25 protein-coding genes are annotated in these 25486 nt (G+C 38.8%); 16 read left to right on the top strand and 9 right to left on the bottom strand.

All coding sequences use genetic code 11. The features are described from left to right. The first annotated feature begins 319 nt into the window (after window positions 1–319). From CPT03_RS13775 to CPT03_RS13750, 6 genes are all read left to right on the top strand, one after another. The gene (locus CPT03_RS13775; protein WP_157766447.1) at window positions 320–778 is read left to right on the top strand and encodes a hypothetical protein; all 459 of its coding nucleotides are present in this window, start codon (window positions 320–322) and stop codon (window positions 776–778) included. Window positions 779–783: 5 nt separating this feature from the next. Next, window positions 784–1950, top strand: coding sequence for a serine hydrolase domain-containing protein (locus tag CPT03_RS13770; protein ID WP_099439388.1), 1167 nt, complete (start codon window positions 784–786; stop codon window positions 1948–1950). 299 nt (window positions 1951–2249) lie between these two features. After that, on the top strand, window positions 2250–2831 hold the full coding sequence (locus CPT03_RS13765) for a hypothetical protein (RefSeq protein ID WP_099439387.1): 582 nt from the start codon (window positions 2250–2252) through the stop codon (window positions 2829–2831). 74 nt (window positions 2832–2905) lie between these two features. Then, the gene (locus CPT03_RS13760; protein WP_099439386.1) at window positions 2906–3397 is read left to right on the top strand and encodes a GNAT family N-acetyltransferase; all 492 of its coding nucleotides are present in this window, start codon (window positions 2906–2908) and stop codon (window positions 3395–3397) included. Between the two features lie 169 nt (window positions 3398–3566). Beyond that, window positions 3567–4541: a c-type cytochrome gene (locus CPT03_RS13755; protein WP_172954185.1), complete on the top strand. Its 975-nt coding sequence runs from the start codon at window positions 3567–3569 to the stop codon at window positions 4539–4541. Then, complete coding sequence (locus CPT03_RS13750) at window positions 4531–5298, top strand: hypothetical protein (RefSeq protein WP_099439385.1); 768 nt, start codon at window positions 4531–4533, stop codon at window positions 5296–5298. The genes CPT03_RS13755 and CPT03_RS13750 overlap by 11 nt, the downstream gene beginning before the upstream one ends. Window positions 5299–5412: 114 nt before the next feature. Here the strand turns inward: CPT03_RS13750 and CPT03_RS13745 are convergent, their stop codons facing one another. Continuing rightward, window positions 5413–6135: a LytR/AlgR family response regulator transcription factor gene (locus CPT03_RS13745; protein ID WP_099439384.1), complete on the bottom strand. Its 723-nt coding sequence runs from the start codon at window positions 6133–6135 to the stop codon at window positions 5413–5415. 771 nt (window positions 6136–6906) lie between these two features. Between CPT03_RS13745 and CPT03_RS13735 the strand changes: the two genes are divergently transcribed. Continuing rightward, window positions 6907–8184 carry an OmpA family protein gene (locus tag CPT03_RS13735; protein WP_099439382.1) on the top strand — a complete coding sequence of 426 codons (1278 nt, stop codon included), beginning with the start codon at window positions 6907–6909 and terminating at the stop codon, window positions 8182–8184. Between the two features lie 99 nt (window positions 8185–8283). Here the strand turns inward: CPT03_RS13735 and CPT03_RS13730 are convergent, their stop codons facing one another. The 4 genes from CPT03_RS13730 to CPT03_RS13715 form a co-directional block, all read right to left on the bottom strand. Beyond that, window positions 8284–9045, bottom strand: coding sequence for a hypothetical protein (locus CPT03_RS13730; RefSeq protein WP_099439381.1), 762 nt, complete (start codon window positions 9043–9045; stop codon window positions 8284–8286). 297 nt (window positions 9046–9342) lie between these two features. Further along, complete coding sequence (locus tag CPT03_RS13725) at window positions 9343–9855, bottom strand: hypothetical protein (RefSeq protein WP_099439380.1); 513 nt, start codon at window positions 9853–9855, stop codon at window positions 9343–9345. Window positions 9856–9923: 68 nt separating this feature from the next. Then, complete coding sequence (locus CPT03_RS13720) at window positions 9924–10892, bottom strand: recombinase family protein (RefSeq protein ID WP_099439379.1); 969 nt, start codon at window positions 10890–10892, stop codon at window positions 9924–9926. A 37-nt stretch (window positions 10893–10929) separates the two neighbouring features. Then, window positions 10930–11145 carry a hypothetical protein gene (locus CPT03_RS13715; RefSeq protein WP_099439378.1) on the bottom strand — a complete coding sequence of 72 codons (216 nt, stop codon included), beginning with the start codon at window positions 11143–11145 and terminating at the stop codon, window positions 10930–10932. 290 nt (window positions 11146–11435) lie between these two features. On the opposite strand from CPT03_RS13715, the gene CPT03_RS13710 reads away from it, so the two are divergent. Continuing rightward, window positions 11436–12068: a class I SAM-dependent methyltransferase gene (locus tag CPT03_RS13710; RefSeq protein WP_099439377.1), complete on the top strand. Its 633-nt coding sequence runs from the start codon at window positions 11436–11438 to the stop codon at window positions 12066–12068. A gap of 308 nt (window positions 12069–12376) precedes the next feature. On the opposite strand, the gene CPT03_RS13705 is transcribed toward CPT03_RS13710, so the two are convergent. Continuing rightward, window positions 12377–14011, bottom strand: coding sequence for an ISL3 family transposase (locus CPT03_RS13705; RefSeq protein ID WP_099439376.1), 1635 nt, complete (start codon window positions 14009–14011; stop codon window positions 12377–12379). A gap of 67 nt (window positions 14012–14078) precedes the next feature. Between CPT03_RS13705 and CPT03_RS13700 the strand changes: the two genes are divergently transcribed. The 4 genes from CPT03_RS13700 (at window position 14079) to CPT03_RS13685 (ending at window position 17316) form a co-directional block, all read left to right on the top strand. Next, window positions 14079–14546 carry a helix-turn-helix domain-containing protein gene (locus CPT03_RS13700; RefSeq protein ID WP_157766446.1) on the top strand — a complete coding sequence of 156 codons (468 nt, stop codon included), beginning with the start codon at window positions 14079–14081 and terminating at the stop codon, window positions 14544–14546. Between the two features lie 888 nt (window positions 14547–15434). Continuing rightward, complete coding sequence (locus tag CPT03_RS13695) at window positions 15435–15959, top strand: hypothetical protein (RefSeq protein WP_048903954.1); 525 nt, start codon at window positions 15435–15437, stop codon at window positions 15957–15959. Beyond that, window positions 15952–16641, top strand: a complete 690-nt coding sequence (locus CPT03_RS13690; RefSeq protein WP_048903955.1) for a nucleotidyl transferase AbiEii/AbiGii toxin family protein — start codon at window positions 15952–15954, stop codon at window positions 16639–16641. Before CPT03_RS13695 ends, CPT03_RS13690 begins: the two co-directional genes overlap by 8 nt. Before the next feature lie 189 nt (window positions 16642–16830). After that, complete coding sequence (locus tag CPT03_RS13685; protein WP_099439374.1) at window positions 16831–17316, top strand: hypothetical protein; 486 nt, start codon at window positions 16831–16833, stop codon at window positions 17314–17316. A 38-nt stretch (window positions 17317–17354) separates the two neighbouring features. On the opposite strand, the gene CPT03_RS13680 is transcribed toward CPT03_RS13685, so the two are convergent. Then, window positions 17355–17822: a helix-turn-helix domain-containing protein gene (locus tag CPT03_RS13680; RefSeq protein ID WP_157766445.1), complete on the bottom strand. Its 468-nt coding sequence runs from the start codon at window positions 17820–17822 to the stop codon at window positions 17355–17357. Between the two features lie 70 nt (window positions 17823–17892). Between CPT03_RS13680 and CPT03_RS13675 the strand changes: the two genes are divergently transcribed. Then, window positions 17893–19476, top strand: coding sequence for an ISL3 family transposase (locus CPT03_RS13675; protein ID WP_157766444.1), 1584 nt, complete (start codon window positions 17893–17895; stop codon window positions 19474–19476). A 106-nt stretch (window positions 19477–19582) separates the two neighbouring features. Here the strand turns inward: CPT03_RS13675 and CPT03_RS13670 are convergent, their stop codons facing one another. Together CPT03_RS13670 and CPT03_RS13665 are read right to left on the bottom strand one after the other, a co-directional pair. Next, entirely contained in the window at window positions 19583–20704 is a 1122-nt protein-coding gene (locus tag CPT03_RS13670) for a TlpA disulfide reductase family protein (RefSeq protein ID WP_099439371.1), read from the bottom strand. A 315-nt stretch (window positions 20705–21019) separates the two neighbouring features. Continuing rightward, window positions 21020–21490, bottom strand: coding sequence for an Lrp/AsnC family transcriptional regulator (locus CPT03_RS13665; RefSeq protein ID WP_099439370.1), 471 nt, complete (start codon window positions 21488–21490; stop codon window positions 21020–21022). Between the two features lie 330 nt (window positions 21491–21820). Here CPT03_RS13665 and serC point away from each other — a divergent pair, with 330 nt between their 5' ends. Genes serC through CPT03_RS13650 form a run of 3 tightly spaced genes read left to right on the top strand, consistent with a single transcriptional unit; the run spans window position 21821 to window position 25000 of the window. Then, the gene (gene serC, locus CPT03_RS13660; RefSeq protein WP_099439369.1) at window positions 21821–22960 is read left to right on the top strand and encodes a 3-phosphoserine/phosphohydroxythreonine transaminase; all 1140 of its coding nucleotides are present in this window, start codon (window positions 21821–21823) and stop codon (window positions 22958–22960) included. Beyond that, window positions 22957–23820, top strand: coding sequence for an RNA polymerase sigma factor RpoD/SigA (locus CPT03_RS13655; RefSeq protein WP_099439368.1), 864 nt, complete (start codon window positions 22957–22959; stop codon window positions 23818–23820). Before serC ends, CPT03_RS13655 begins: the two co-directional genes overlap by 4 nt. A 22-nt stretch (window positions 23821–23842) precedes the next feature. Next, window positions 23843–25000 (top strand): DUF1015 family protein, encoded by a 1158-nt coding sequence (locus CPT03_RS13650; protein WP_099439367.1) that lies wholly within the window; start codon window positions 23843–23845, stop codon window positions 24998–25000. Window positions 25001–25486: the final 486 nt, after the last annotated feature.

Below are 25486 nucleotides of genomic sequence, written 5' to 3'. Positions count from 1 at the left end.
CTGGATGTTGGATAGTGATGATGTATTGGCTTTACAGAGTTGCTACCTTTCGGGTTGCATAATTATCTTTCTAGGTGACAAAATATGTCGTTGGTCGATTCTGTTCAAATCGACAATCAAAGACATATAAATTTGCTGCGCACTGAAAATTCAGAGGCTTAATTTTAATTCACAGATTTATATGCGAAGTAAACTCATTGGTCTGGTTGTAGGGCTGTGCAGCCTTATAGCAATTCAAGGCTTTTCCCAATCACCATCTAGATTGAACTATAATATCAAATTCTCCATGCAAGGTTATAACTTGCCCCTAAAACAATTGATGGACAATTTCAAAAATCCGGGCATTGCGCTTGGAATAGCCTACGGTTATGATGTTGGCCATTCTACCTCACAGAGTCTAAATATCGGCTGGCTTAACCATGCTGAGCATGGCAATGCTATTTATCTATCCACTCAATTTCATTACCGACCATCAATAGGAAAGATCAAGCCTGGAATAGGTTTGGGAGTTGGCAGGATTATATATTTCAATAACTCCAATCCTCTATACGACATGGTTGGAGCGAGGTGGGAAAAAAGTAGGTCACAATCAGAAGGAAGGTGGATTGCCCCATTGACTGCAGACGTAGGTTATCAGCTGGATTTAGGTAAATACTATCAGGTGACGCCTTTTATTGGGTATGAGATCATTCCGACCATCAAGTACAACAATGCCTTTCCAGTCCTTCCAAGTTCGCTGCTAACCGTAGGATCCAGATTTAACCTTTTTAAAAAATAATAGTTATGAAAAATCAATTCGTCCTGATAATTCTGCTTGCGAGCCTATTAATGGGCTGCTCCAAAGATATCTTCGAACAGCCCATAAAAGATAAAAAATTTCCCCAGGCCTATAAGACAGATCATACGCTGGGCCTAAAGATCAATTCGATTATTCATGAATATTCGAAAAAGGGATTGCCGGGACTATCGGTAGCAGTTTCAAACGTCGAGGGTGTTTGGGAAGGTGCAGCTGGCTATGCTCGAATCGAGGATAACCAACCTTTGACCCACGGATTCGTGCATGCTGGCGGCAGCGTGACCAAAATATATACCGCAACAGCGATAATGATGCTATTTGAGCAGCAAAAGGTCCAATTGGACAAAAGTATCGATAATTATTTACCTGTGCATGTAACTGCCAGAATAAAAGGGGCGGCTCATATCACTGTCCGAATGTTATTGAGCCACAGATCTGGCATTCCCGATTATATAGAGGACGACAGCTTCAGGTTGCATTGGTTCAATGATCTTTCACAGCGATGGGATCTGGAGGGAATCTTAAAATTTGTCAATCGGAAGACTTATCTTCATCCAGATGCTGCCTATCATTATTCAAATACAAATTATGTGCTACTCTCGCTAATCGTTGAACATGTGGGCCAGCAGGAGGAGTGGAAATGGTTGGTCGAACATCTTTTTAATCCTCAGGGATTAAAGTATACCTTTTATAGAAACGGGAAGGATTTTCTTGACGGTTTTGCCATGCCCAACTACTATATGGACCGCTTCGGAGATGGTCGCCTTCAGAATGTTTCTGTGCCGACAAAGGTTGAAATATATAGCGAATACGGCGATGGTGGGTTGGTCGCTACAAGTTTGGATTTTGTAAAATTTATGCAGGCGCTCTCCAAGCATAAAATTGTTAGTCCGCAGACTCTGGGACTGATGTCAACCCCGACCAGAGAATCAGAATACGGATTGGGCCTTGACGTCTTTGGCTACGGTAATAAGCACCAGTTCGGTCATCAAGGTGCGGTGTTCGGTGGAAGTTCTTTACTTCTATATTTCAAAGAGCAGCAGACAGTCCTATTTATTGCTGCAAACTGTGATGCAACGCTGGTCGGGGGTAAAACTTTACACTTATACCATGAGATGAAAAACAAGATCTGTGAGCTAATCGCTGCTTCTTAAGTAGGTCTTTAGTAAAACAGGCCCCAATTCAAAGTCTGGGTTTGTTTAATCTTTGAATTTTGAGTCGGCTATGATTTTCTTTAATTTTTAGCTGGACGGCGAAGACTTGATGCGATTAAAAGCAATTTAAAGGGTTTGAGTGCCATTTATCAGCGTATCTCACTGCCTGAGTATTCACATATACTACCTTACAGCATTTAGCAAGTGAAATGTGTTTTTTGTCTTGTTACTGATGCTGTCTGTATATTTTTGTTGACGTCTAAAGGTTAAAGTCCAAATTTTACTGAAACTAATATAAAATGGAACATCAAAAAACATTTCTGGCTCTTAACCGCGAAGATAAGTTTAGGTTTCTTTATTTGTCAGTAAAAGAAAATGAGCATTTTATTTTAACCTGGATAGAAGAAAATTACAGTGGAGATTTGAACATAAAAGAAGAATCTGATGAAAGTGTTCGAAATGCATTTGATTTTTTGGAGAAACTTATCAGGCCGGGCATTCGAACGGAGCTTATCCTGGACAAAGAGTTAATGCTTAATGGTATGGCTGATGATCTGTTGGTATTTACCTTAGAAGTCCGCGAAATGACGCAATCAAAAGGATATAAGAGGGCAAGCATGGCACTTACAGCTATTGAAGCGCTTTATACCTGCATTATCGATTGTTTTTTTTCTCCAGTAGAATACGATGAAGATGCCTGCTCGTTTCATGTTATACTAATGAGTGCACTTGGCAATTACCTTCATGCTGATTTCAAGGAGATTAATCCTGAGGCAATCTATAAAATGTCATGGGCTGATTTGGATAGGCCAGATAAAGAATATCAATCACTAAAGACGGTAGTGACAGAATTTATGGATTCTTTATTTAGACGTATATAGCGTCTTTATGGAGGCTATCTTCGAAGTAATAAATTGTTTTTCTAAAATGCATATTCCTACTAATAACATTCATAATGAAATCAACCTACCATACAGATAGATTAATTATAAAAGTGTTGCAAATGAACGATGCGGCTTTTATCAAGCAACTGACAAACACGAGTGATTGGGTAACCTTTATAGGCGAACGGCATATTCATACTCTTGAAACTGCCCGGGAGTATATCAGGAAAATAGCTGAAAATCCGTTAGCCGTATACTGGACAGTTCATAATAAGCAAACCATGGTCAGGATAGGAATAGTTACTTTTTTGAAAAGAGATTATCTTCCTCACTGGGATATTGGCTTTGCATTTCTTCCTGACTATCAGCGAAGTGGGTTTGCATATGAAGCCGCATCTGTAATTTTACAGGACTTATTGGCTTCCGACCTTCATAAATCGATCTCAGCAACGACCCTTGACAGCAATGTCAGATCGATTAGGTTGCTGCAAAAACTGGGTATGATTTGTACAGGGAAATTAGATAACAATTTACTGTTTTCTACAACAATATCTATTATATAACAACTAATCAATGCTCGTAGGGTGCCTTGAAGAATTGGATATTGAAGAAACATATCATGTCCATTCGTCCCGCAAAGAAAAGCTTTTGTCTACATTAATGTGTCTTTTATCGATCAATGGTGTAGAACAGCTAGCGTCTGCTGAAATTTGTTTTTTTAAACAACTCATTATGAAAATATTAAAAGTACTTGGCATAACCCTTGTCTTTGTTATTCTGTTAGGCCTTACATCTGGTTTATATTTAAATTTTGCTCTTCCAAATGTCGGTGTTGCACCTGAACTTAAAGTGAAGAAAACCACGCAGACAGTTGAGCGGGGTAGGTACCTTGCGAACCATGTGACAGTATGTATGGATTGCCATAGTACTCGTGACTGGAATGCTTTTGGTGGCCCTATAGTACCGGGCAGTGAAGGACGTGGAGGAGAGCATTTTGATAAAAAAGCAGGGTTTCCAGGCAATATCTACTCAACGAACCTTACTCCATACAAACTCTCCTCCTGGACTGATGGCGAGATTTATCGTGCCATCACCTCGGGTGTCGGCAAAGATGGGCATGCCCTTTTTCCTGTAATGGGCTATCAGCGCTTTGGAAAGATGAGTAAAGACGACGTATTCAGTATTATAGCTTATTTAAGAACACTTAAACCTATTAAGAATGACACGCCGGCGCCTGACCTGGATTTTCCGGTTAATCTCTTAAATAAGCTCGGTCCAAAGCAGCCGGAACACTCAGATATGCCAGCATTGTCCGATACAGTTCATTATGGAGGCTACCTAGTTAATGCTGCAGGATGCGTAGACTGCCATAGCAAGCAAGAAAAAGGTGTGATAGTAGCAGGCAGCGAATTTGGAGGTGGAATGGAATTTATACTGCCGGCAGGTGTGATACGGGCACCTAATATTACAATGGATAAAGCTACCGGAATAGGAAACTGGACCAAGGATATGTTTGTTCGCAGGTTCAAAACACATACCAATTCTGAATCCAAACCAGCAAAACTATCGGCAGGGCAATTAAATTCTCCTATGCCATGGACAATGTACGGCGGCATGACCGAGATTGACCTGGGCGCTATTTTTGCCTACTTAAAAACATTAAAAAACCAAAATAATAAAGTAACTGTCATATCCTATGCTAAATAAGAAGAAAAAAATTCTTGGTTTGGCCGGCTGCCTTACATCTCTAATATTTGTTTTAGTAACCGGGAAATTAAACGCACAAGCTACTTCGGTGAACGTGGAAACCATTCAAAAACGCTACAAAGGGAAGTGGCTGAAATCTATAACCTATATCAAGCAAATACGTCGCGACCAATATGGAAGGAGTCAGGAAGGAAAAGAATATCATGCAGATCTTTATCCTGGACTTCATAGAATTGATAATGGTGATCCTGGCGATGGTAATGCCAGCATCATAAAAGGTGATTCGCTTTTTCTGTTCAAAGCATACCAAAGTTCCGGAAGATTTGTGAATAACCGTTACCCGGATGAATACATATTGGGCGATATATACTATGATGCTATTGATGATGTTAAAAAGTACCTAATAAGCAATGGCGTAGATATAAACAAATCATGTTTTGGGATGTGGGAGGGAAAAAAGATTTACGTGCTCGGCGCCACAAACACAGAAGGTAAATCTGGTGTACAAATATGGTACGATTTACAAGGACTTTACCCTGTAAGATTCATAGATTTCATTGGCAGAAGAGTACGCGATACCAGGTACAAAATAAAAACCTATGGGCTGGTCTGGTTTCCAGTAGCTGCTCAACAATTTATAAGCGGAAAACATGTTGAGGATGCGACTTATTCAAACGTTACTATAAATGCATCAATAAACGCAGATATTTTCGATATCCAAAAGTTCGGGACATCACATTGGTATAAACAACCCTAGGTGTTTGAAAGAACAAAATCGCCATAGTGATTTTAGATGGTGACCTGTAATATCTGCTTCTTTCGATCAATGTGGAGAGACTTGTCTGGGATTGATTAATTCTCGAAGAAAATATCAATTGATTAACCTTAATCTTTTCCGGCATTCTGCCTTATAGTTACGGCCTATGGGCAGCTCTTTGCCCAGAATCTCGATCGCATAAGCGTGATAACTCTCCACCTTATCAATTGCTACAATAAATGAGCGGTGAATTCGCACAAATTTCTCTTCAGGAAGCAATTCCTCAATGACACTGATTTTCTGCTTGCTGACCAGTGCCTTATCTTTTAAAACAACCTTGATGTAATCTTTGAGACTTTCTATCCAGAATATTTCAATAACATTAATTTTAACCATTTTTCGTTCAACTCTTAAATATAGGAAGTTGTCGCCTTTTGGTTCTGGCACCTGTTGCTCTATACTTACTCTGTGATGGTTGACTTTATAAGCCTCAAAAACCTTGTCTATAGCCTTAAGAAATCTATCAAATGGGATGGGCTTTAATAGATAGTCAACGGCGTTCAAATCAAAACCTTCAAGGGCATAGTCCTGGTAAGCCGTGGTAAAAATAATCTTAGGTGGATTCTTGAGTGACCTAACAAGGTTAGTGCCTAAAAGACCCGGCATCTTTACATCTAAAAATATAAGATCTATCCTGGTTTTTTGCAGAATCTGAAATGCCTGTATCGCGGTATTACATTTTGCTACAAGATCAATTTCTGTAAAGTCTTCAACATATTTTTCAATTACCTCAATGGCGTGTGGTTCATCATCTACTATTAATGTCTTTATCTTCATGATACTTTATTTAGTTATTTGTGGTGGTTGGGTTCAGTTTTTGTCAGTTTAGGAAAAGATTGTTTTTTCAGATTGATCTCCATAAACGCAACATGCATTTTTTCTTCAACATAAATGTTAAAAATATAGGAACTTGAATATATCAGTTCAAGCCACTTCAATACCAAAGACAAGCCGATTATAAAGCTTGGAAGGCCGATAATAAATAGGGGAGTAAGAAATGCGGTACAACTTATCCAAAAAAGCAGGTGCGGAATAACCTGCTTGCGTAAATGCCAAACTTTTTTATAAACCATTGACAAATATAATTTTAACTTTTTTCAATACTCGTTTGTATATGGAATGCTATTATCGATTAATAACCAAAAGCGCTGCTTTTAGTTGAAATTCAAAAGCCCTTTTTTACTGTTGCATTCATTATCCTATAAAGATAATCATAGGAAGTTATTTCTATACTGAGTTGCATATAATCACCCTTTGATGTCGATAAACAACTGATGTTTGTCGACGAATAACCGATAAGGCGATCAGATCAATTGTGTTTTATCTATAATAGGGGCTTTCTATGGTGTTTTCTAACGTGGCGTCTATCAAATACAGTCAATGTAGACTAAAATGTCTATAAGCAGATGAAATTCAGTTTTTGAATGCTTAAAGGCCCACATGGTATATTAGCTGTTTTCCGACCCCTGTTTCGTGTTAGTCAGCAGATAAATATTTTAACTTATTTGCTTGTTTCCGTTCTTTGATTCCTAACTAATTCCTTAGAAAATGTTTAAAAAATTATTTTTAGTAGTGCTTGTGATTCAGGCAATGACCCTGAGTGCCCGCAGTCAGGGATTTCTCAAACGACTGGGCGAAAAAGCGGCAAATGCAGGTAGTGATCTGTTGATTAAGAAAAGCACGCAGAAAGCTGAGAAAGCGATTGATGGGAACGGTTCTACAAAGGCAAAAAAAGATGCTGCGCAGGATGGGACAAAAGGAGAGAAAGCTTCAGAGAGTTCCAAGTCAGGAAAATTGGCTGCCTCTTATACCAAATTTGATTTTATACCAGGTGAGAAAACGTTGCTTTATGATAATTTCGAGCAGGATGTCATTGGTGAGTTTCCGCTGAAATGGTTTACAACTGGATCTGCCGAGATCGTAAAATTAGACGGTCAACAGGGTAAATGGCTTCAATTTAATTCTGGACAATTCCTATCGCCTACAATTAAATTACCAGAGAATTTCACCGTGGAATTCGATGTTTTTCTTAATCTTTCGTTAAATTCTTCAGCAGTTTTTCCTGGCTTTCAGTTTGAGGTTTTCGATCGCGGAGATAGGGCCAAAAGGTTGGATGTTTATAATTATGCGCTGAAAAATATTCTTTATTTCTCTACGTCCTTTAGTCGTGAAAAAGCGACCGTTTCTCTTGATTCCAGGGAAAATGCCAAGCAGAAATTAAAATCAGACAAAATATTCCTGACAGGGTTTCAGAGTAACTATGGCTCAGTAATTCATGTGGCAATTGCTATACAAAAGGAGCGCCTAAGACTTTGGTACAACGCTGATAAGGTGCTTGATGTACCAACTGCAGTGGCAACAGCAGCCAATTTTAATCAATTACTTTTCAGCGGAGCCAAAACGAAAGAGGGCTATCCCGCCTTTTACTTAAGCAACCTGCGTATCGGCGCCGGTCAGCCGGATACAAGGTCTAAATTATTAGAACAGGGGCGCTTTGTAACAAATGGTATTTTATTCGATACAAATTCTGATAAAATCAAACCTGAATCGTTTGGTCTTATTAAAGAAATTGCCGCTGCAATTAAAGAATCGTCAGGTATTAAAATTAAAATTGTTGGACATACTGATAATGAGGGATCAGAAGAGACAAACCTGGCGCTTTCCAAAAAACGCGCTGCATCTGTAAAAAAAGTATTGACAGAGGAATTTGGTATAGATGACGGCCAGATTGTTACAGATGGAAAAGGCGCAAGCGAACCTGTTGGTAGCAATTCAACCGCATCAGGAAAAGCGGAAAACAGAAGGGTAGAGTTCGTTAAAATCTAATGAGTGGTTTTGGTTGTGGCCCGGAAATAGATATTTTTCAGTCCGGTGATAATATTTAGTTTATGCCGATTGCACATCGTGAAAAGCCGTCTTCTTTTTTTATTTACCAGGGTTGAGTATTTCAGTATCGGCATGATCGCTAACCGTAATAGACATAGCATGTTCTTCATAAAGCAGGATCAGTTCAGCTAAAGTTTGGCCCACTTTTTCCTGGAATTCAAGGAAAGTGTTCATGATGTTGCGAATTATCGAGGTGTAAAATGCACATTGGATTTCTACGGTTCCATCCCTATCATTATAATTTTCAAGTAGCTCCTGGAACTTTGCTTTTTCCTCGTCCGAAATGTCCGTCAGGAAATCCATAGGAAGCTCTACATCATAGTTTTTAAAAGTCACTCCTTGATGAATAATCATGTTACGAACTTCATATACCCATTCGAATACCTTAAAATAACTGTCGTTGAGCATATCTTTTTCTTTTGTTGACAGTACTTTGTGCTTGTATAGCAGTTTGAGAAATATTTTGGAGATCTCTTTCAGCCTAAAAAACTCGCCGAAAAAAGCCTGAAATAGAAATTCGCTCCTAATCACTGGATCGCCACCCAAGGAATTTCTGTCGGCTCTAATCTCGGAGAAGTCACCTACTATAATGTTGATGCCCTTTATCGATCTGTTCAAGTCTCCAATCCATAAAAGAAAGTTTGCTCTTATCTTACCTGAGAAACTCTCGTTAAAAAAGTTCGCTATTTCTTCTTCAGTAAATTTGGTTTCAAGTGATAAACTTTTTTGGTGAATTTCTTTCGCAAACTTTAGGAATCCCTCTCCAAGTTTCTCAGGTGGTTGAATGTATCGAAGCGTCATAAATGGTTTTTAATATCTGAGGATGTAAGTTATGGCTTTTACCGTAAATATTCAAAATACGTGCTGGATGCCATTTAAAGCGGGTTCTATTCTACTCCCCACATCATTATAAAGTTTGGTATTTTAAGGGGTAAACTCGGCTAAAAACATCTACCAAAAATTCAAAGAATCTGTTGTTTTCTGGTTGGCTGTTGTATTGTAAAGGGACTCTAAATACTCAAAAATCCCTCTTCTCGTGCTTGTATTCGATTTTATCAAATAACATTATCAAGGGGATAAGTTGTTCGATAATGCCCCCTACAAGTGCACCTCACCGGAGTAAAAATTTTCTAAAGATTTTACTCCGGTTTTTTTATGCCCTAACTTCCTGTTAATGTGAAAGATAAGTTGGGCCGCTTCATTAATTTCAGGGGTTCGATGTTTTTCGCCGTCAAAAACCCATTTTTCAGGATAGATCGAACCCACAATTGCCCTTTTTATATCAGAATCCGCTGTTGCGTAGAATTCAGGCAGGTTTTTAAGGTTATTTACTGCTAAATCGGCCAAACCCTCAATATCAAGATCCTCATCAACTCGCTGACTTAACTCTTTCAGCTCTGCTTCAAGCCTGATAATGGCATTTTCGCACTCTTTTCTGATTTGCTGATATTCGTCGCTAGAGATGGATTTATTTATCAGTAGTTCTAAAGCTCTTGCTTTCCTGCTATTCTGTTCTGAAATCTGATCAATTTTTTGATTTTGGTTCGATAAGGATCTTCCACCATTTTCTATATAGGAATCACAAATAACAGCCTTGAAAAGTTCAGCCATACCGGGTTTAGGAACAAATTGTTTCAGGTTACGCTCAAAAAGCGTGTTTACTTTATCTGCCTGAAACCTTATTCCGCAACTGGATTACAATGGTAATACGGGTAATACGCTTTATGCCTTCCTCTGGAGGCACTACCTGTCATGATGTGGCCGCATTTTGGACAGATCAGAAATCCCCGTAGTGCTAATGAACGCGGCGATACTGCTTTGGTTCCTTTCTTTTCAAACTTTCGCCTTCTCAACTCTAGTACTTCCTGTACCTTATAAAAGAGAACTTCGGAAATTAAGGGGGCATGTTGTCCATCAGCAAGGTAAGCTTCTTCATCTTTAAATTCTGGGATCGGTATTTTACCGATATATCCAGGATTGGTGATGTGCTTCCAGAAAGTGGTACGGCTGCATCTTAATCCCCTTTCCTTGGACTTCATCCACACATGGTCTATGGCCAGCATACCTTCTGCAATCTGCTCAAAAGCCCATCTCATGTGGCTGGCTTGTGGTTCGTCGATGGCGATATATTTTTTACCATTCTCAGTGATCTTATTTTTATAACCTGTTGGAGGTAGCCCCATCCAGCGACCTTCTTTCTTGGCTCTGCGCATCCCGTAGGTTACGTTTAACGCTCTTCTGTCATTCTCTACTTCTGGCATAGATAGATAAACGGCCAGAATGGTCTTACTTTCCGGTACAGCCAAGTCTAAGGGCTGTTCTATTGCAATGGGCTCAATTTGGTAATCTACAGTAAGGATACGGATCATCTGATAAGCATCAGCTGTATTCCGGCTGAACCTGTCCCATTTGGTAAACATAACATAATCAAAATCTTTTCCTTTTGATTTTCTCATTTCAGCCATTAATTTCGTCCATTCAGGACGGTTGAAGGTCTTGGCAGAATAATCTTCAAAAATGATTTTGCCGACATCGATGTCATTTTTCGCACAATGAATTTGTAACCGCTCGGCCTGATCCCTTTGGGAAAAGCCTTTGTCCGCCTGTTCATCAGTACTTACCCTAATGTATAAACACGCTTTTTTCATTTAATTTCTCCTTTCATTTCAGTTTTAAAATTAGTTTCTACTTGTACAGGTTACGAGGAGTCTTTTTCTCTAGGGGTTTTTTACCGGAATCCCCATTAATGGCCTGTACAGCAGATAATTTAGCGAATTTGTAAAGGAAGTCCAAAATAAGTTTTGCACGTTCCAGACTGACTTCTGTACCATGTTGATTCAATAGTCTGGCGGCATTTATTGCCGTTATACTTCGCCTGCTCGTCTGGATGAAATTTTTCATAAGCCCGAAATTCCGGCCATCGAAAATTGAAACTACTCTAGTAGAGATAAATAAACTTTTTAAAACCCACCGAAAAAAAAGATTTATCTCTACTAGTGATAAACAGAATTTTGCCTAAATGTCCAACTAAAGACTTTTCCCATTTGAATTTATTGTGAATCGTAAGTCACGTTGTTTAAAAAAACGATGATACCTTAACAATATGAAAAGAATAATGTTACTTTTATATTTCAGTAATGCAACTAAATTGCGTATGAGATGCCTTAATAAAAATAAACAAATAGTATATTATGACAGAATTTTGGGAGAACAGTTTTAGGGATAGACAAGAAATGTGGGGCTGGGAACCTGCTGATTCGGCTATATCAACCTTAGAATTATTTAGAAAGCATGAATTAACTAACATCCTCATTCCGGGATATGGTTATGGGAGAAACGCAAAAGTTTTTACCGATGATGGATTCAAGATAACAGGGATTGAGATTTCCGAAAGTGCGATTGATATCTCAAAAAAACACTTTGGAGATCAAATAAAAGTGTATCATGGAAGTGTTGGTTCAATGCCTTTTGACCAAGAATTTTATGATGGTATTTTCTGTTATGCTTTAATCCATTTGTTAAACGCTGAAGAAAGAGCAAAATTGATTGAAGATTGTTATAACCAGCTTAAGCCTGGTGGTTATATGATTTTTGTATCTATTGCAAAAACAGATTTTAGGTATGGCAAGGGAATAGAGATCGGTCAGGATACCTTCTCATCATTTCCCGGCGTCAATTTATTCTTTTACGACTCGGATTCCATCAAATCGGCATTTGGGGGCTATGACTTGATCGATGCTGAAATAACAAATGAACCATTGGAGGATTTGGGTGGTAAACCCTTACAACGATTTTGGTATATTGTATGCCAAAAGAAAAACTAATAGTTATTTTGCTCGGCAATCTAATCTGTTTTTTGATTTTAGTCCGCTAAGAATCTTCCACCCTTTTCTATGTAGGAATCTCAAAATATGGTTTTGAATAGTTCGGTCTTGCCTTATTTTGGAACAAATTGGTTTAGATTGGGATTGGAAGTTATTCAAAAAGGGATCACTAGGTTATGTGTAACGTGACCGTTTTTCGCTTAAAAATTATATTGTTGCTATAATTATTTATCTCTACTAGTGATAAACTGATTTTGTACCTTTTCTGCATATTCCGATGAAAGTGGTTCTCCGTCACTTTTGGTGAATTATGCTGATTTTGCAAGTACCATTTTCCTTAGCAGCTGAAACCCTGCCTTGCCGTACATCTTTCTTTTAATTGTTTTAATACGATTGACCTGCCCTTCAACCTGCCCATTACTTATATTGGTTATCACTGCGTTATTTACTGCATCATAGTCTTTTAAAAGGTTTTTTGCAAAATTGTTCAAACCGCAATCAGATTCAAACACCTCTTCAATCCAGGTTTTCAGCGTGCCATCCTTTTTAGTCTTAAATAGGTTTTTAAAGCCTTTAACTAACTTTTCCATTTTCTTCATTTGTGGGTATTTTTCAAATAGAAGCTTTAGAAAATCTTTGTCATCAGCTCTTTTTAGTTCGCAGGGCTCCATGTATAGCATAAGTGATAATCTGGTGGGAGACCAAGTTTTTACCAGTATTGGACCTGTGGATTTCGGTCTAAGAGCTGGTTGCGTATTCTTAAGCTCATTCATTTTATTGCAAAACTGGGTGTACTTCCCATTAAAACCCATCTCAACAATCGTTTTATGCAATTCCCGGTAAGTTTTTACTCTATTTTCTTCCTGCATCAAAAAATCAATAAAGGCGTCCAGATTAGTCGTGGTATGTGCCTGTCTTTTAACCAGCTGTTCCATCATCGTGTATTTTCTCACGGTTGTACGGGTTAATTTTACAGTCTTGGCAATCTGTCTTATACTGTTACCCTTACTATAAAGATCTTTGACTTTTTCGAACTTGTGTAGCTTGTCAATACTGATATTGGCAGTTGTTAAAGTATCTTCTGTAATCTGTAGCATATTTTGAACTGCTGATTCGGTCTCAATGGCCTTAGCAGGCTGATTTTTCGGCTGATTATGCTGATTATAAAGTGTAAATGCCTCCCTGAGTTCTTTTCCCTTCGATTGAAATATCCTTTTAGTCGCATCCCCGAGATTCATAAGCAGGTGAAAGCGGTCTGCAACCTGACTGGCATCAGGCGCTCCTGTCTTTATACCTAATGCATATGGGCCGTATCTATCTCTTGAAACCGTTTTTATCTCGGGATGTTGTTTCAGCCATTCGGATAAAGTAGCCGACTCCCGGTCCGGCAACAGATCTACAACTTCTTTTTTCGCTAAATCAACGATGACCGTTCCGTAAGTTTTTCCTTTTTTAAATGCCCAGTCATCTACGCCAATAACGCCTGATGTTAGTTTTTTAGGTTGGATATCCAAACGCTTTACCACTCTTAATATTGTGGACGGGCTTACAGGCACACCGGCGTACCGGCTAATAGCTGCTCCTGTATTCCCGCCAAGCTCAAGGGCCATTCTGGTGAGAAGATCATTCGATCGGATCATCCTTCTGTAGTATGGTTTGATTTCACAATCAAACCGTTCGGTAAAGACTTTCCTGGGGCATTCAGGGTTATCACAGAAATATTTTCTAGCTTTAAGTTGAACTTTTGACAAATGGCCGGAAATAGGTAAATCCAAAAGAGTCCTGGAATACCGACTATGAATTTTACTGCTCTTTTTATTACAAACAGGGCAGATTGAACAGGTTTGACATACAGAGGTATCAATATATAGTATTCCTGGTTCCGAATGGATTGAGTCAGCTCGAAGCTGCACATTTGTAGGAAGTATAAATTGCGATATCATAATAAAAAGTATATTATAAAATTACACATACTTACACTTATATTTGTTGGTCTTAAAAAAAGCCACCGTGGGAAAATCAGTATTGAAGATTCAGCGTGCAGAAGCTGATGAAATAAAGAAAATCTTAAACAGGAATGAAGCTTACACAGTTGGAGCAAGGCTTAATATTGTTTACCTGGTTGCATTGGGACATTCCAGCAGAAAGCTGTCTGAACTTCATAATATAAGTTTTAAACAGATAACCAACTGGGTGCATCGTTTTGAGAATGAAGGCATAGAAGGACTAAAGGACAAGAAAGGAAGAGGACGGCATAGCGCATTGTCGAATGAACAGCTTGAAAGAATAAAAACAGTTGTTCTAAAACAGATCCCCTCAGACTATGGGCTTGAATCAAACAGGTGGACTGGACCAACCTTGGTCAAATGGATTAAACAGGAATACGGTTTAGCGTATCAGAAAGCACAGGTATACAACTTGCTAGAAAAAGTTGGCGTAACCTTTAAAAAGAAGCAGGGGTTAACAAATAACGTGTAGTTTTTTAATATACTTTCACCAAAAGTGACGGAGAACCACTTTCACCGGAATACGCACTCTTACTGCTCCATTTCTTTGGCCATCGCCAGTCTTACCGTTTCTTGCCATGCTTTTAAAAATTAGGTTGTACAATTCCCTTTGCCAATGGCATTGAACGCAGGGCGTTAATTACACCTCACATTGCAAGGTGTTTTCATAAAGCACGTAGAGGGTATATTCTGGTGGCGAAACAAGGGAAAAAATAATTTGAGGAATGAAAACTATTTATACCTTTGCGGCGTTATACAAAATATAACCTTGGTTGCTATCCAGCAACCCGATGCTATGTAAGGTTAGGCCTGCATCGATCCGCTAAAATTTTTGCAGGCTTTACCAAAAGACCTCTCACAATTAATCAGCCAATAGTTATATGTCAGTTAGACAGATGTAATGCTAATATTTTTGGCTTCATCTTTGATGTTACGCTATGAATGTTAGCTTTTTTGCCAATTAAATTAATTTCTGTGAAGAATTGGGAAATCTCTTCCATTATAACACTCAGCAAAAATCGTAATGAAAAACTTATCAACAGACAAATAATAAATATTTAGTAAGTTAAACTGTCATAGTTTGACTAAAAATCATACATATTGTCAGATAGTGTTTTACTTACACTAAATGAAATAATGTTTGTATATCTCGCAGTAAAGCAAATTTTTTGCCTTCAAAACTCTCTTCTGTGCGTTTTTATTTCAAATCATTTGTCCAATTTTTTCTTTTTTGTTTGGTGACAATTATCTACCAGCTTTCAAAGCTGGTAGGCGAATTAATTTGTGTTTATTTTAATTTATCGATTTAATTCTCAATTCGCGATTTGCGAATTGAGAATTAAATTTTTATATTTACAGTATGAAAGCACATAACGGTATGAGACCGCATGACATTGTGGTGCTATTGAAGATCATTGCCTTTCAAGGTAATCACTGGTTAAGTAAAGATTTGTCTGCAACTTTGTTTATTAGTCCTTCAGAGATTAGTGAATCGTTAAACAGATCTATGATTGCAGGGCTACTTAGCCCGGATAAGAAGAAGGTGATGAAAAATGCGATGCTGAAGTTTATAGAGAATGGATTGCGTTTTGTTTTTCCGGCAGAACTTGGTGCGATTGAAAGAGGGATGCCAACAGGGCATAGTGCTCCTGTACTTAAGGAGTTCTTTTCTTCATCGGAAGATTATGTCTGGCCGTTTCCATCGGGTAAATCCAAAGGGCAATCGATTAATCCGCTATATGCCAATCAGGCACGTGCGGCTGAACTTGATCGGCATTTGTATGATATGCTTGCTCTTGTCGATGCCATCAGAATTGGTAAGGTTAGGGAATGTGAGAAGGCAGTCGAATTGTTGAAAATGTATTTTAACGGAATTTATGCATGAAAATTTAACCCGCATCAAAGCGGTTAGTAAAGTCCTGGATGGACTTAAGCAAGAGTATGTGTTTGTCGGTGGGGCTACGGTTTCGCTTTATGCTACTGATCCTGAACTGGCTGAAGAGGTGAGGCCGACGGATGATGTGGATGTGATTGTGGAACTCGCCAGTTATGGAGGTTATGCTGAGATAGATGAGAAGTTGCGCGAGCTGGGCTTTGCGAACGATGTGGAATCCGGAGTAATCTGCCGATACAGGTTACAGGGGATTGTTGTGGATGTGATGCCAACAGAACCTAAGGTAATTGGTTTTAGTAATATTTGGTACCCTGATGGTTTTGCCAACGCGGTAACAAAGGCTTTAGATGCGGAAACATCTGTACGCATATTTTCTATGCCTTATTTTGTAGCTTCTAAATGGGAGGCTTTTAAAGGTCGGGGTAAGGGTGACTACAGGACAAGCAAGGATTTTGAAGACCTGGTTTATGTTTGGGAAAATGCGGATGACTTTGCTGAACAGATTATTGTTGCTCCAGCGGACGTAAAAGACTATCTTAAAAGTGAATTATCTACGATAATGAATTCTGACGATTTCTCAGAAGGTCTTTATGCACATCTATCTGGCGGGTATGGTGGTAAAGATGCGAATTATATACTCATCAAATTACAGCAGGCTTTTGAAATCTATTAATAGAACCTTCTAAAGCGGCTAAGCAGACAGTTGAATCAGCTCATGTTTAAAGCTCTGCCTGATTTGGAAAATGTCCCGGAAATAGCGATTTCGGATTTGAATAGCTGAACAAAACTATAGATGATGCAAGTATACTACACATTGTTGTGGTGAATTAGTTTGCTATATTAGTGGTTTAAATTAGCGTCTATGTTCATATTTTTAGGTATCGTTTTATTAATCATTATAATTGTTGCTTCAAGTAAAAAGAAGCAGCCTTCTGCTCTTCCAGAGATTCGATTTCGTCCAGCATCTAAACCCTACATACAACCAACAAAAATCAATCCGGTGGCGATTAACATGGTTACTAAGCATTTTGGAGGGGAATGGCTGCAGTTCCTGGCCGCAAAAGGCGATAGGGTAGCTGTTAGTGATCAGAGAATTCGTGAAATGGTAGCTATTGGGTATTCTCAGATGAAAACTAAAGCTCTTGAACATTTGCTGATTTCCTTCATTCATATTACTACTGATAATACACCTGGTACAATCGGGGTCAACGTCAAGAGCGATAATTATGCTGCCCTTCACGAGGCAATTTATGGGTTGATCAAAACAAACCGATTTAATCAGGTTTCCATTCTATCGACATTAAATTTTTTATCTGAAACGGCCTATGCTTGTATATTTCGCAGATAGTGGTTCTTCGTCACTTTTGGTGAAAGTATATTAAATAATTACACTTTTGTAACTAAGCCAGCTTTTTTTTCAAAAGTGATCCCTACCTTTTCTAGAAGATTGTATACCTGTGCTTTTTGATACTCTAACCCGTATTCTGTTTTAATCCACTGTGCCAGTAGCGGTCCTGTCCATTTTTCTGAGAGGAAGCCATAATTGGCGGGGCTTTCATTTAGAACCAGTTCCTTTATCCGGTTCAGTTGTCCATCTGACATAGCGCTTCGCCTTCCCCGGCCTTTTTTGTCCTTTAGCCCCTCGACGCCATCTTCTTCAAATCGATGTACCCAATTCGTAATCTGCTTGAAGCTGATATTATGAAGTTCAGACAACTTCCTGCTTGAATGACCTAAAGCTACCAGATACACAAGATATAACCTTACGCCTACTGTGTAAGCGTCATTTGTATTTAATAGCTTCTTTATCTCTCCAGCTTCCAATCGCTGCACCTTTAATACAGATTTACCCACGATACTTTTCTTTTAATGAATACAAACATAAGAATAATATATGTGTAATTTTATAATATACTATTGTATTATGATACCACAATTTATCCTTCCTTCTAATTTACAGCTAAAAGCTGAAACAATCTATTCTGAGCCAGGAGTACTTTATATTCACACTGCTGTTTGTCAAAAATATTCAGCTTGTCCAATTTGTGGCAAAAGAAGCAAAAGAATCCATAGCAGGTATTCCAGAACCCTTTTAGACCTGCCGATTTCGGGACACATGGCAAAAGTTAAGCTCAAAGCCAGGAAATACTTTTGTGATAATGCGGTATGCCCCAGAAAAGTATTTACTGAACGCTTCGATTATGAAATCAGGCCTTACTACAGAAGAATGGTTCGGTCAAATGACCTTCTGATGCGGATGGCACTTGAGTTGGGAGGAAATACAGGTGCGGCAATCAGTCGCTATGTTGGAGTGCCCGTCAGCCCAACCACTATATTGCGGGTTATCAAAGGTGTAGATGACTGGGCGTTCAAAAAAGGGAAGACGTACGGAACTGTTATTGTCGATCTGGAAAGAAAAGAAGTATTAGACCTGCTGCCTGACCGCGAGTCGGGCACTCTTGCCGAATGGCTCAGGAAGCATCCGGAAATAACAACCGTTTCCAGAGATAGGTACGGGCCATACGCCTTAGGGGTAAAAACTGGTGCACCTCATGCTAGCCAGGTAGCAGACCGCTTTCATCTACTTATGAACCTTGGAGAAGCAACCAAAAGGATCTTTCAATCAAAGGGAAAAGAACTGAGGGAAGTATTTACCCTTTATAATGATCCAAAAAGGGGTATATCTAGTCGTGTTGAGATTGAACAGCCCGCTCCAAGTAGACTAGAGACCGCAGAGCCGAACATTTCAACCGCAAATATTGGTGTTGCCAGACAGCACAAATTCGATAAGGTTAAAGAGCTGCACAGCACTGGAATTACATTAAGGCAAATTGCCAGAATTACAAAGCTGGCGCGTGGTACAGTAAGGAAATATGTATTAATGGAGCAGCTGGAAAAAAGGCAATCCAGAAGTTCAACCAATCTGGAAGCTTTCATTAACTTTCTATTGCAGGAAGAGAACAGAGGTAAAACATACCGCGAACTGCATAAATCAATTGTACAGATGGGTTTTAACGGGAAGTATACGCAGTTTTGCTGCAAGATGAACGAAGTTTATAGCATGCAGGCCTTTATTAGAACCAAACCGGAAGCTCCAATAGTGGTAAAAACCTGGTCGCCTACCAGACTATCGCTAATGCTCTATATGGAACCAGAAGATCTGCAGGGTAATGAAGACAGGGATTTCTTGAAACTACTATTCGAAACGCTACCACAGATAAAACAACTGGAGCAACTGGTAAAGGGGTTTAAGCAATTGTTCGCTGCCAAGGAAGATGGGCTACTAAAAAATTGGATTGAAGAGGCAGTAAAGTCTGAGTGCGGATTGAAGAACTTTGCCAAAAATCTACTAAAGGACTACGAGGCAGTAAATAATGCAGTCATTACAAATATAAGCAATGGGCAAGTTGAGGGCCAGGTAAACCGGATCAAAAATATAAAAAGGAAAATGTATGGCAGGGCGGGTTTTCAGTTGCTGAGAAATATGGTTCTCGCAAAGTCAGCATAATTCACCAGAAGTGACGAAGAACCACTTTCATCAGAATATACAACTTGGGCCAAAACAGCAATAATTATCTTCCTCTGATATCAGCGTGATAAACATTTTTATTACCCTATCTAACACTAACTAGTTTTTTTAAAGTTTTATATAAAATTTCTCCGCTGATATTTGTTGCTAAAATTTTTCCATTTGGATCGATCAAAAAACTACTAGGAATCGCTTTAACATGATATTTACGAGCAACCACATTGCTGAAGCCGTCCAAGGTCGATAAATTCATCCAATCCATTTTTTCATTTTTTATTGCATCCAGCCATTTCTGCCGCGAGGATTTGTCATCTAAGGAAACACTAATTATCTCAAAATTGTCTGAAGCCAACAGCTGCTTCGCTTTTATCAGTTTGGGGATTTCTAATCTACATGGTATGCACCATGTTGCCCAGAAATCAATTAACACATATTTACCTTTGAAACTTGATAAGTTAATTACATTATTGGAAGTATCTGTTTGCTCAAAATCTGGTGCAGTACCTCCTACAAAGAGACTGTCTATTTTATATTTCAAATCCTTCCCCCAACTGTTACTCCTTACATTATTAGCAAGCTTGTTGTAGATGCTTGTTAGTTGATTATCAGGAATTATATCCAGTAATTGATGTAAAACATAGGTGTTAATGAGTGATTGGGGTTTCTTTGATATCCAACGCAACCCATCATCAACTTTACTCTGTTGATATTTTTCTTTTGTAACTGAAATTTTAGCTAAGATTTCAGCGCGTGCAATGGTGTCTATACTTTTGTGCAAAACAAAATCGTCGTAAGCCTTAAGTGCTTTGCTGTATTGTTTTCGGCTTACACTATCCCTTCCATTTAAAAAGTCATTATAATCTTTCCCAACCCTATTGTTACTTAAAACAGCGTCAACGATAGAGCCATTTGGGATTTTCATTTCGAATTTCCCCGTGTCACAAAAGAAATATCTTCTTTTTTTAAACAATTCGAAGTAATAAAGCTCTGCTCCATCTTGGTTTGTTGAAAAAGAAAAGTGTCCATTATTGATTGTAACTTTTATTTTTTTCGAAGAAGGTTCAATAAACTTTGGCTGATCTCTGTAAATTGTTAACTCTGTACCATCTTTAAGGCCAGTAGTATTACCATAGATTTCCAACTTTCCCTGAGAAAATACCAAGTTCGATAATGTACTCAAACAAATAATTACAAATATTTTCTTCATAATATTTAAGTTAATTAAAATTGTTGTCCGCTAAAGAATTAGCGGACAACAATTTTAACTCGCTGCTTGATAAAATAGGAATTACTTTTGTGAAAGGGAAAGGTTTTACTGAAGAATAAACGTGTAATTATTATTTGTATTTTCACCAAAATTGACGAAGAACCACGTTCCGCGAAAGAGGTGGCCACATACGGAATAATCCCCACGCAAAAGTAACAACATCATCAACTTTCCGTGCTGTGAGGTTTATTTAGTATTGTTAATTCACTCATTTGGAATCTTGAAACTGCTGCGGAAGGAGGTGATCTCCTAGTCCTATAAATATGGATACGTCATTTTGCGTTTCACCTCTGAAAGTGCCAGAAAACTTTGCACATTCCCTACATAGGGCAGAATGGTGATTTTTTCCTTTAAAAAAGTATTGTAATGTGCCATGCTTGGCATAACTACTTTGAGCATAAAATCATAATGTCCTGTTAAATGGTAACATTCCATGACCTCCGGATACTCTACCATCTTTGCCATGAACAGGGACATTGTGGATTCCAAATGATTGGTTAGGTTAATATGCGGGAAGGCAATGAAAGTTCCACCTAATTTTTGGAGATCCAGTAATGCGACTGTGGCACTGATATAACCTTCAGCTTTTAGACGTTTTATTCTTTCATTTATTGGGTTGATTGATTTACCCAATTTTTCCGCGAGTTCTTTATAGGGCATTTTGCCATCTTCCTGCAATAGGCGCAGAATGCCAATATCAGTTTGATCAGGTTTGAAAGGTTCCATAAATCATTAAGTTAGTCGGTTTCGGATTGGATATTTTTTAAGACCCCATCCTGAACCAAATGTATACAAACCAGAGGTTTGATGGGATGTTTGAGAAAAAAAGTTAAAATGGATACCAATATTGAACCCTTAGTGTACAGAATACAAATGATGAGGTTAGGAAGTAAACAGAATATTATTCTCACGATCTAGCTACGATCTCAGAGGACGAAATTTTATAATGTGTAAATCTGTTCTGATGGTAAAATTTACCAAAGTTAAATCAAATAACGCAACAAAAAGCTAAACCTCAGAACTTTACCTGCGATAACTAACTAGCTTTTTTCATAAATGAACGAAAATAAAAAACATAATTTTGGTGCCGGGCCATGTATCCTGCCTGAGTCGGTATTGTGTCAGGCGGCGAATGCGGTAATAGACTGGAATGATATGGGGTTGTCGATTCTGGAAGTGTCTCATCGCTCCCCGGAGTTTGAGAGTGTTGTATTAAAAACCCAGCTTCTGGTGAGGGAGCTCCTGCACATTCCTGACAGTTATGCTGTTTTGTTTCTGCAAGGGGGGGCAAGTACACAGTTCAGTATGATTCCTATGAACTTTCTAAAAGGGAAATCAGTTGCAGCTTATCTGGATACAGGATATTTTGCACAGAAAGCAATTCAAGAGGCAAAGCATTTTGGAACACCGGTGATAGTGGGTTCATCCAGAGACAAACAATACAACTATATTCCTGATTATTATGACGTGCCGTCTGAAGCTGCCTATCTGCACATTACTTCAAACAACACTATTGAAGGTACAGAGCAATTTGAATTTCCTACGCAGGGTATACCTATGATCTGTGACATGTCTTCAGACATTTTTTCCCGGATGGTTGATGTACGGAAGTTTGATCTGATCTATGCAGGAGCACAGAAAAATATGGGGCCGGCAGGTATGACAATGGTCATTATTAAAAATGAACTCATAGATACCATTACTCATGAAATCCCCGCTATGTCTGATTACCGGGTTCTTGAGGCAAATAATAGTCTTTATAATACGCCACCAGTATTTGCAATTTATACCGCTATGTTGAACCTGATCTGGCTTAAGGACCAGGGAGGGATCCTTGGGATTGAGCAAAAGAATATAAAAAAAGCCATGCTGCTCTACAAGGAAATTGATGAAAATCCCCTTTTCTATGGATTGGCTCAGCCGGCACACCGTTCGCGAATGAATGTGACTTTTAAAATGTACGATGAGTCCCTTGAGAAGGTATTTTTAACATTCGCTACAGAAAGGAATATCGTTGGTATACAAGGGTATAGAACAGTAGGTGGTTTCAGAGCCTCACTATACAATGCGCTGCCGATAGAGAGTGTTCAGGTGTTGGTTACAGTGATGAGAGACTTTGCAGCTGAGCTAGGGCTACATGCTCCGCTTAACGATTTACAGGGCGCAGTAGGATTAGCTAGACAGGCAACATCATGAGAGATATCAGGATAGAACAAGCCTTCATGAAAAGGGATGAAGTTTCGCTAAACAGGTATTTAAGTGAGGTAAGCCGTATTCAGCTGCTCAAACCAGAAGAAGAAGGACAGCTGGCAAAAAGAATTAAGGAAGGTGATGAGGCGGCTGTACAAAAACTGGTCAGTGCAAACCTTAGGTTTGTGATTTCAGTCGCAAAAAAGTATCAGGGCCAAGGATTACCCCTTAGTGACCTGATCAATGAGGGCAATATCGGGTTATTGAATGCCGCCCGAAGATTCGATGAGACCAAGGGCTTTAAGTTTATTTCCTATGCAGTATGGTGGATCAGGCAAGCAATTATGATGGCAATGTCAGAACAGATCAGAATAATCCGGGTTCCAATGAATCAGATACTGGCAGTACAAAAAATCAGAAGTTGTCAACTGGCTTTAGCTCAGGATTTAGAAAGGGAGCCAAGTTTAGCTGAAATTGCCGAATTGTCTGAAATCAAAGAAATCGCTGTGCTGAATCATCTTGGCTGGAATTTCATCACCAAGTCATTGGATGAAAAGCTCAATGAGGATAGCGAACAGGAATTTAGTGCCTACTTGGAAGATCCTAACGCTACAGCCTCAGACGAAGAAATGATCAGACTATCTATGCAGGCCGATATTGATCACCTCCTCGGGGTACTCACAAAAAGAGAGAAGATAATTATCAAAGGACTTTATGGTCTTGGTGGCCAGAGGTTAATGAGCATTGAGGAAGTGGCCGAACAAAACGATATCAGCCGGGAAAGAGTAAGACAAATCAAGGCCGCTTCAATTGTCAAACTTAAAAAATATGCGCCAAAAAGACTCACAGAACATTTTCAAAAATAACCAAAGTAAAAACTAAAGAGTCATGAAGATTAAACCCTTTGCCGCCCTGGAGCCACAAGGAAGCCCTTACAACGAGACAATGACGAATTTCCCCGAGTGTAATCTGATACGAGCGCTTTTGGAGCCAAAGACAGACAGCGTTTACCTACGTGAAGCCTGCAATGCAAACCTAAACATGCTACTTGAACAGGGTTATTATAGGAAAACTGAAACGGAAGCGATTTATATATATGAGAAAAAGTCTGGAAATTTAACTCAGCAGGCGATCTGGACACTTACAAGCTTGGAAGATTTCAAACAGGGAAATATTGTCAGCCATGAGCAAACCATCTCTGGACACGAATCAAAGTTGCAAATTTATCGTGGGGAAACTGGTATAGAAGGAAGTCCGGTAATCCTGACATACCGAACCCATTCCGAACTCAGTTCACTAATTGAAAGTTTAAAAGGTTTAATTCTCTGTATCCATTTAAAAGAGGGCGGAAATGATCATAGGGTATGGAAGGTGAGGGAGCAACCAACACTCACCAAATTTAAGGAAGTTTTCCAGAAGATAGAGCGGGTGTATATTGCAGACGGCCACCACAGATTAGCAGCAGCTTCAAAAGGCAATTTCAACCAGCCTCAGTGGATTACTACCATGTACATTTCCTCTTGCCAGTTGAGCTGTAAAGAATTTCATCGAATGGTCACTTCACGCAAAAAGATTTGTCCTGATAAGCTATTTAGTAAGTTAAAAAAATATTTTTGTGTATCTACAATTCAAAATAATGTAGCGTATAAACCAAAGGAGCAAGGCCAGTTTGGCATGTTATACAATGATACCTGGCATCAGTTGAATTTGAAGCCGGAATTTGTCCAAAAAAGAATTGTGACAGATGTTGAAATATTGCAATCCCTGATACTGGAACCTATTTTCGGAATAACGAATCCAAAAGATGATCACCGCATACATTACTATCCTTCTGACTACTGGGAAGAGATGCTAGCCGAATCCAGATTAAATCGAAATGCAGTAATATTTACCCTGCATCCCATGACCCCGGATGAACTGATTACTCAGGCAGAGCAGCAAGTCAACCTGCCACCTAAGAGTACTTATGTTGAGCCTAAGATACCATATGGTCTACTCCTATATCAGAATAAGGCTGCAATGAGAACGCGTACAGAAAATGCATAATTTAATCAGCACCGCTGCCATAAGGGACATTTTTGCCATTATGCTGCTTATGGTAGTTGTGGTGTTGATCTATAGAGACAAAATAAAAAATGCAAAAAAGAAAAAAGATAATGAAGATTCAGGTTGGGTATGAAAAAATCCGTAGATCGATTTCCAGTCAAATTGGGGATTATTCTATATGTGGCCACCTCCTCTTCAGAACCTGGCCTCATATTACCACCCACAATATTTGAAATGCACATTCAAAGTAGGTATAATCGAGTTGGAAATGAGTAATAAGCCAAATTTAAACGGGTATAGCGAAATGAAAACTGCAATCTTTTACGGTTAGCCCTGTTATTGAAAGCAGAATATGAGGTTAATCCCATACGGGAAACACAATCAATTCCATTTTCTGACATGGGATGCCATTTTTAGGATTGTTTACTGCAAAGTAATAGGGTAGAAATTAGCCAGTGAACAGCACGGTTCAAATCGTAGGTAGCA

The organism is Pedobacter ginsengisoli (genome assembly GCF_002736205.1).
In the GTDB taxonomy this organism is placed as follows: Bacteria; Bacteroidota; Bacteroidia; order Sphingobacteriales; family Sphingobacteriaceae; genus Pedobacter; species Pedobacter ginsengisoli_A.
The sequence above is the reverse complement of the archived record's forward strand: the minus strand, read 5'-3'. Positions and strand labels throughout refer to the sequence as shown.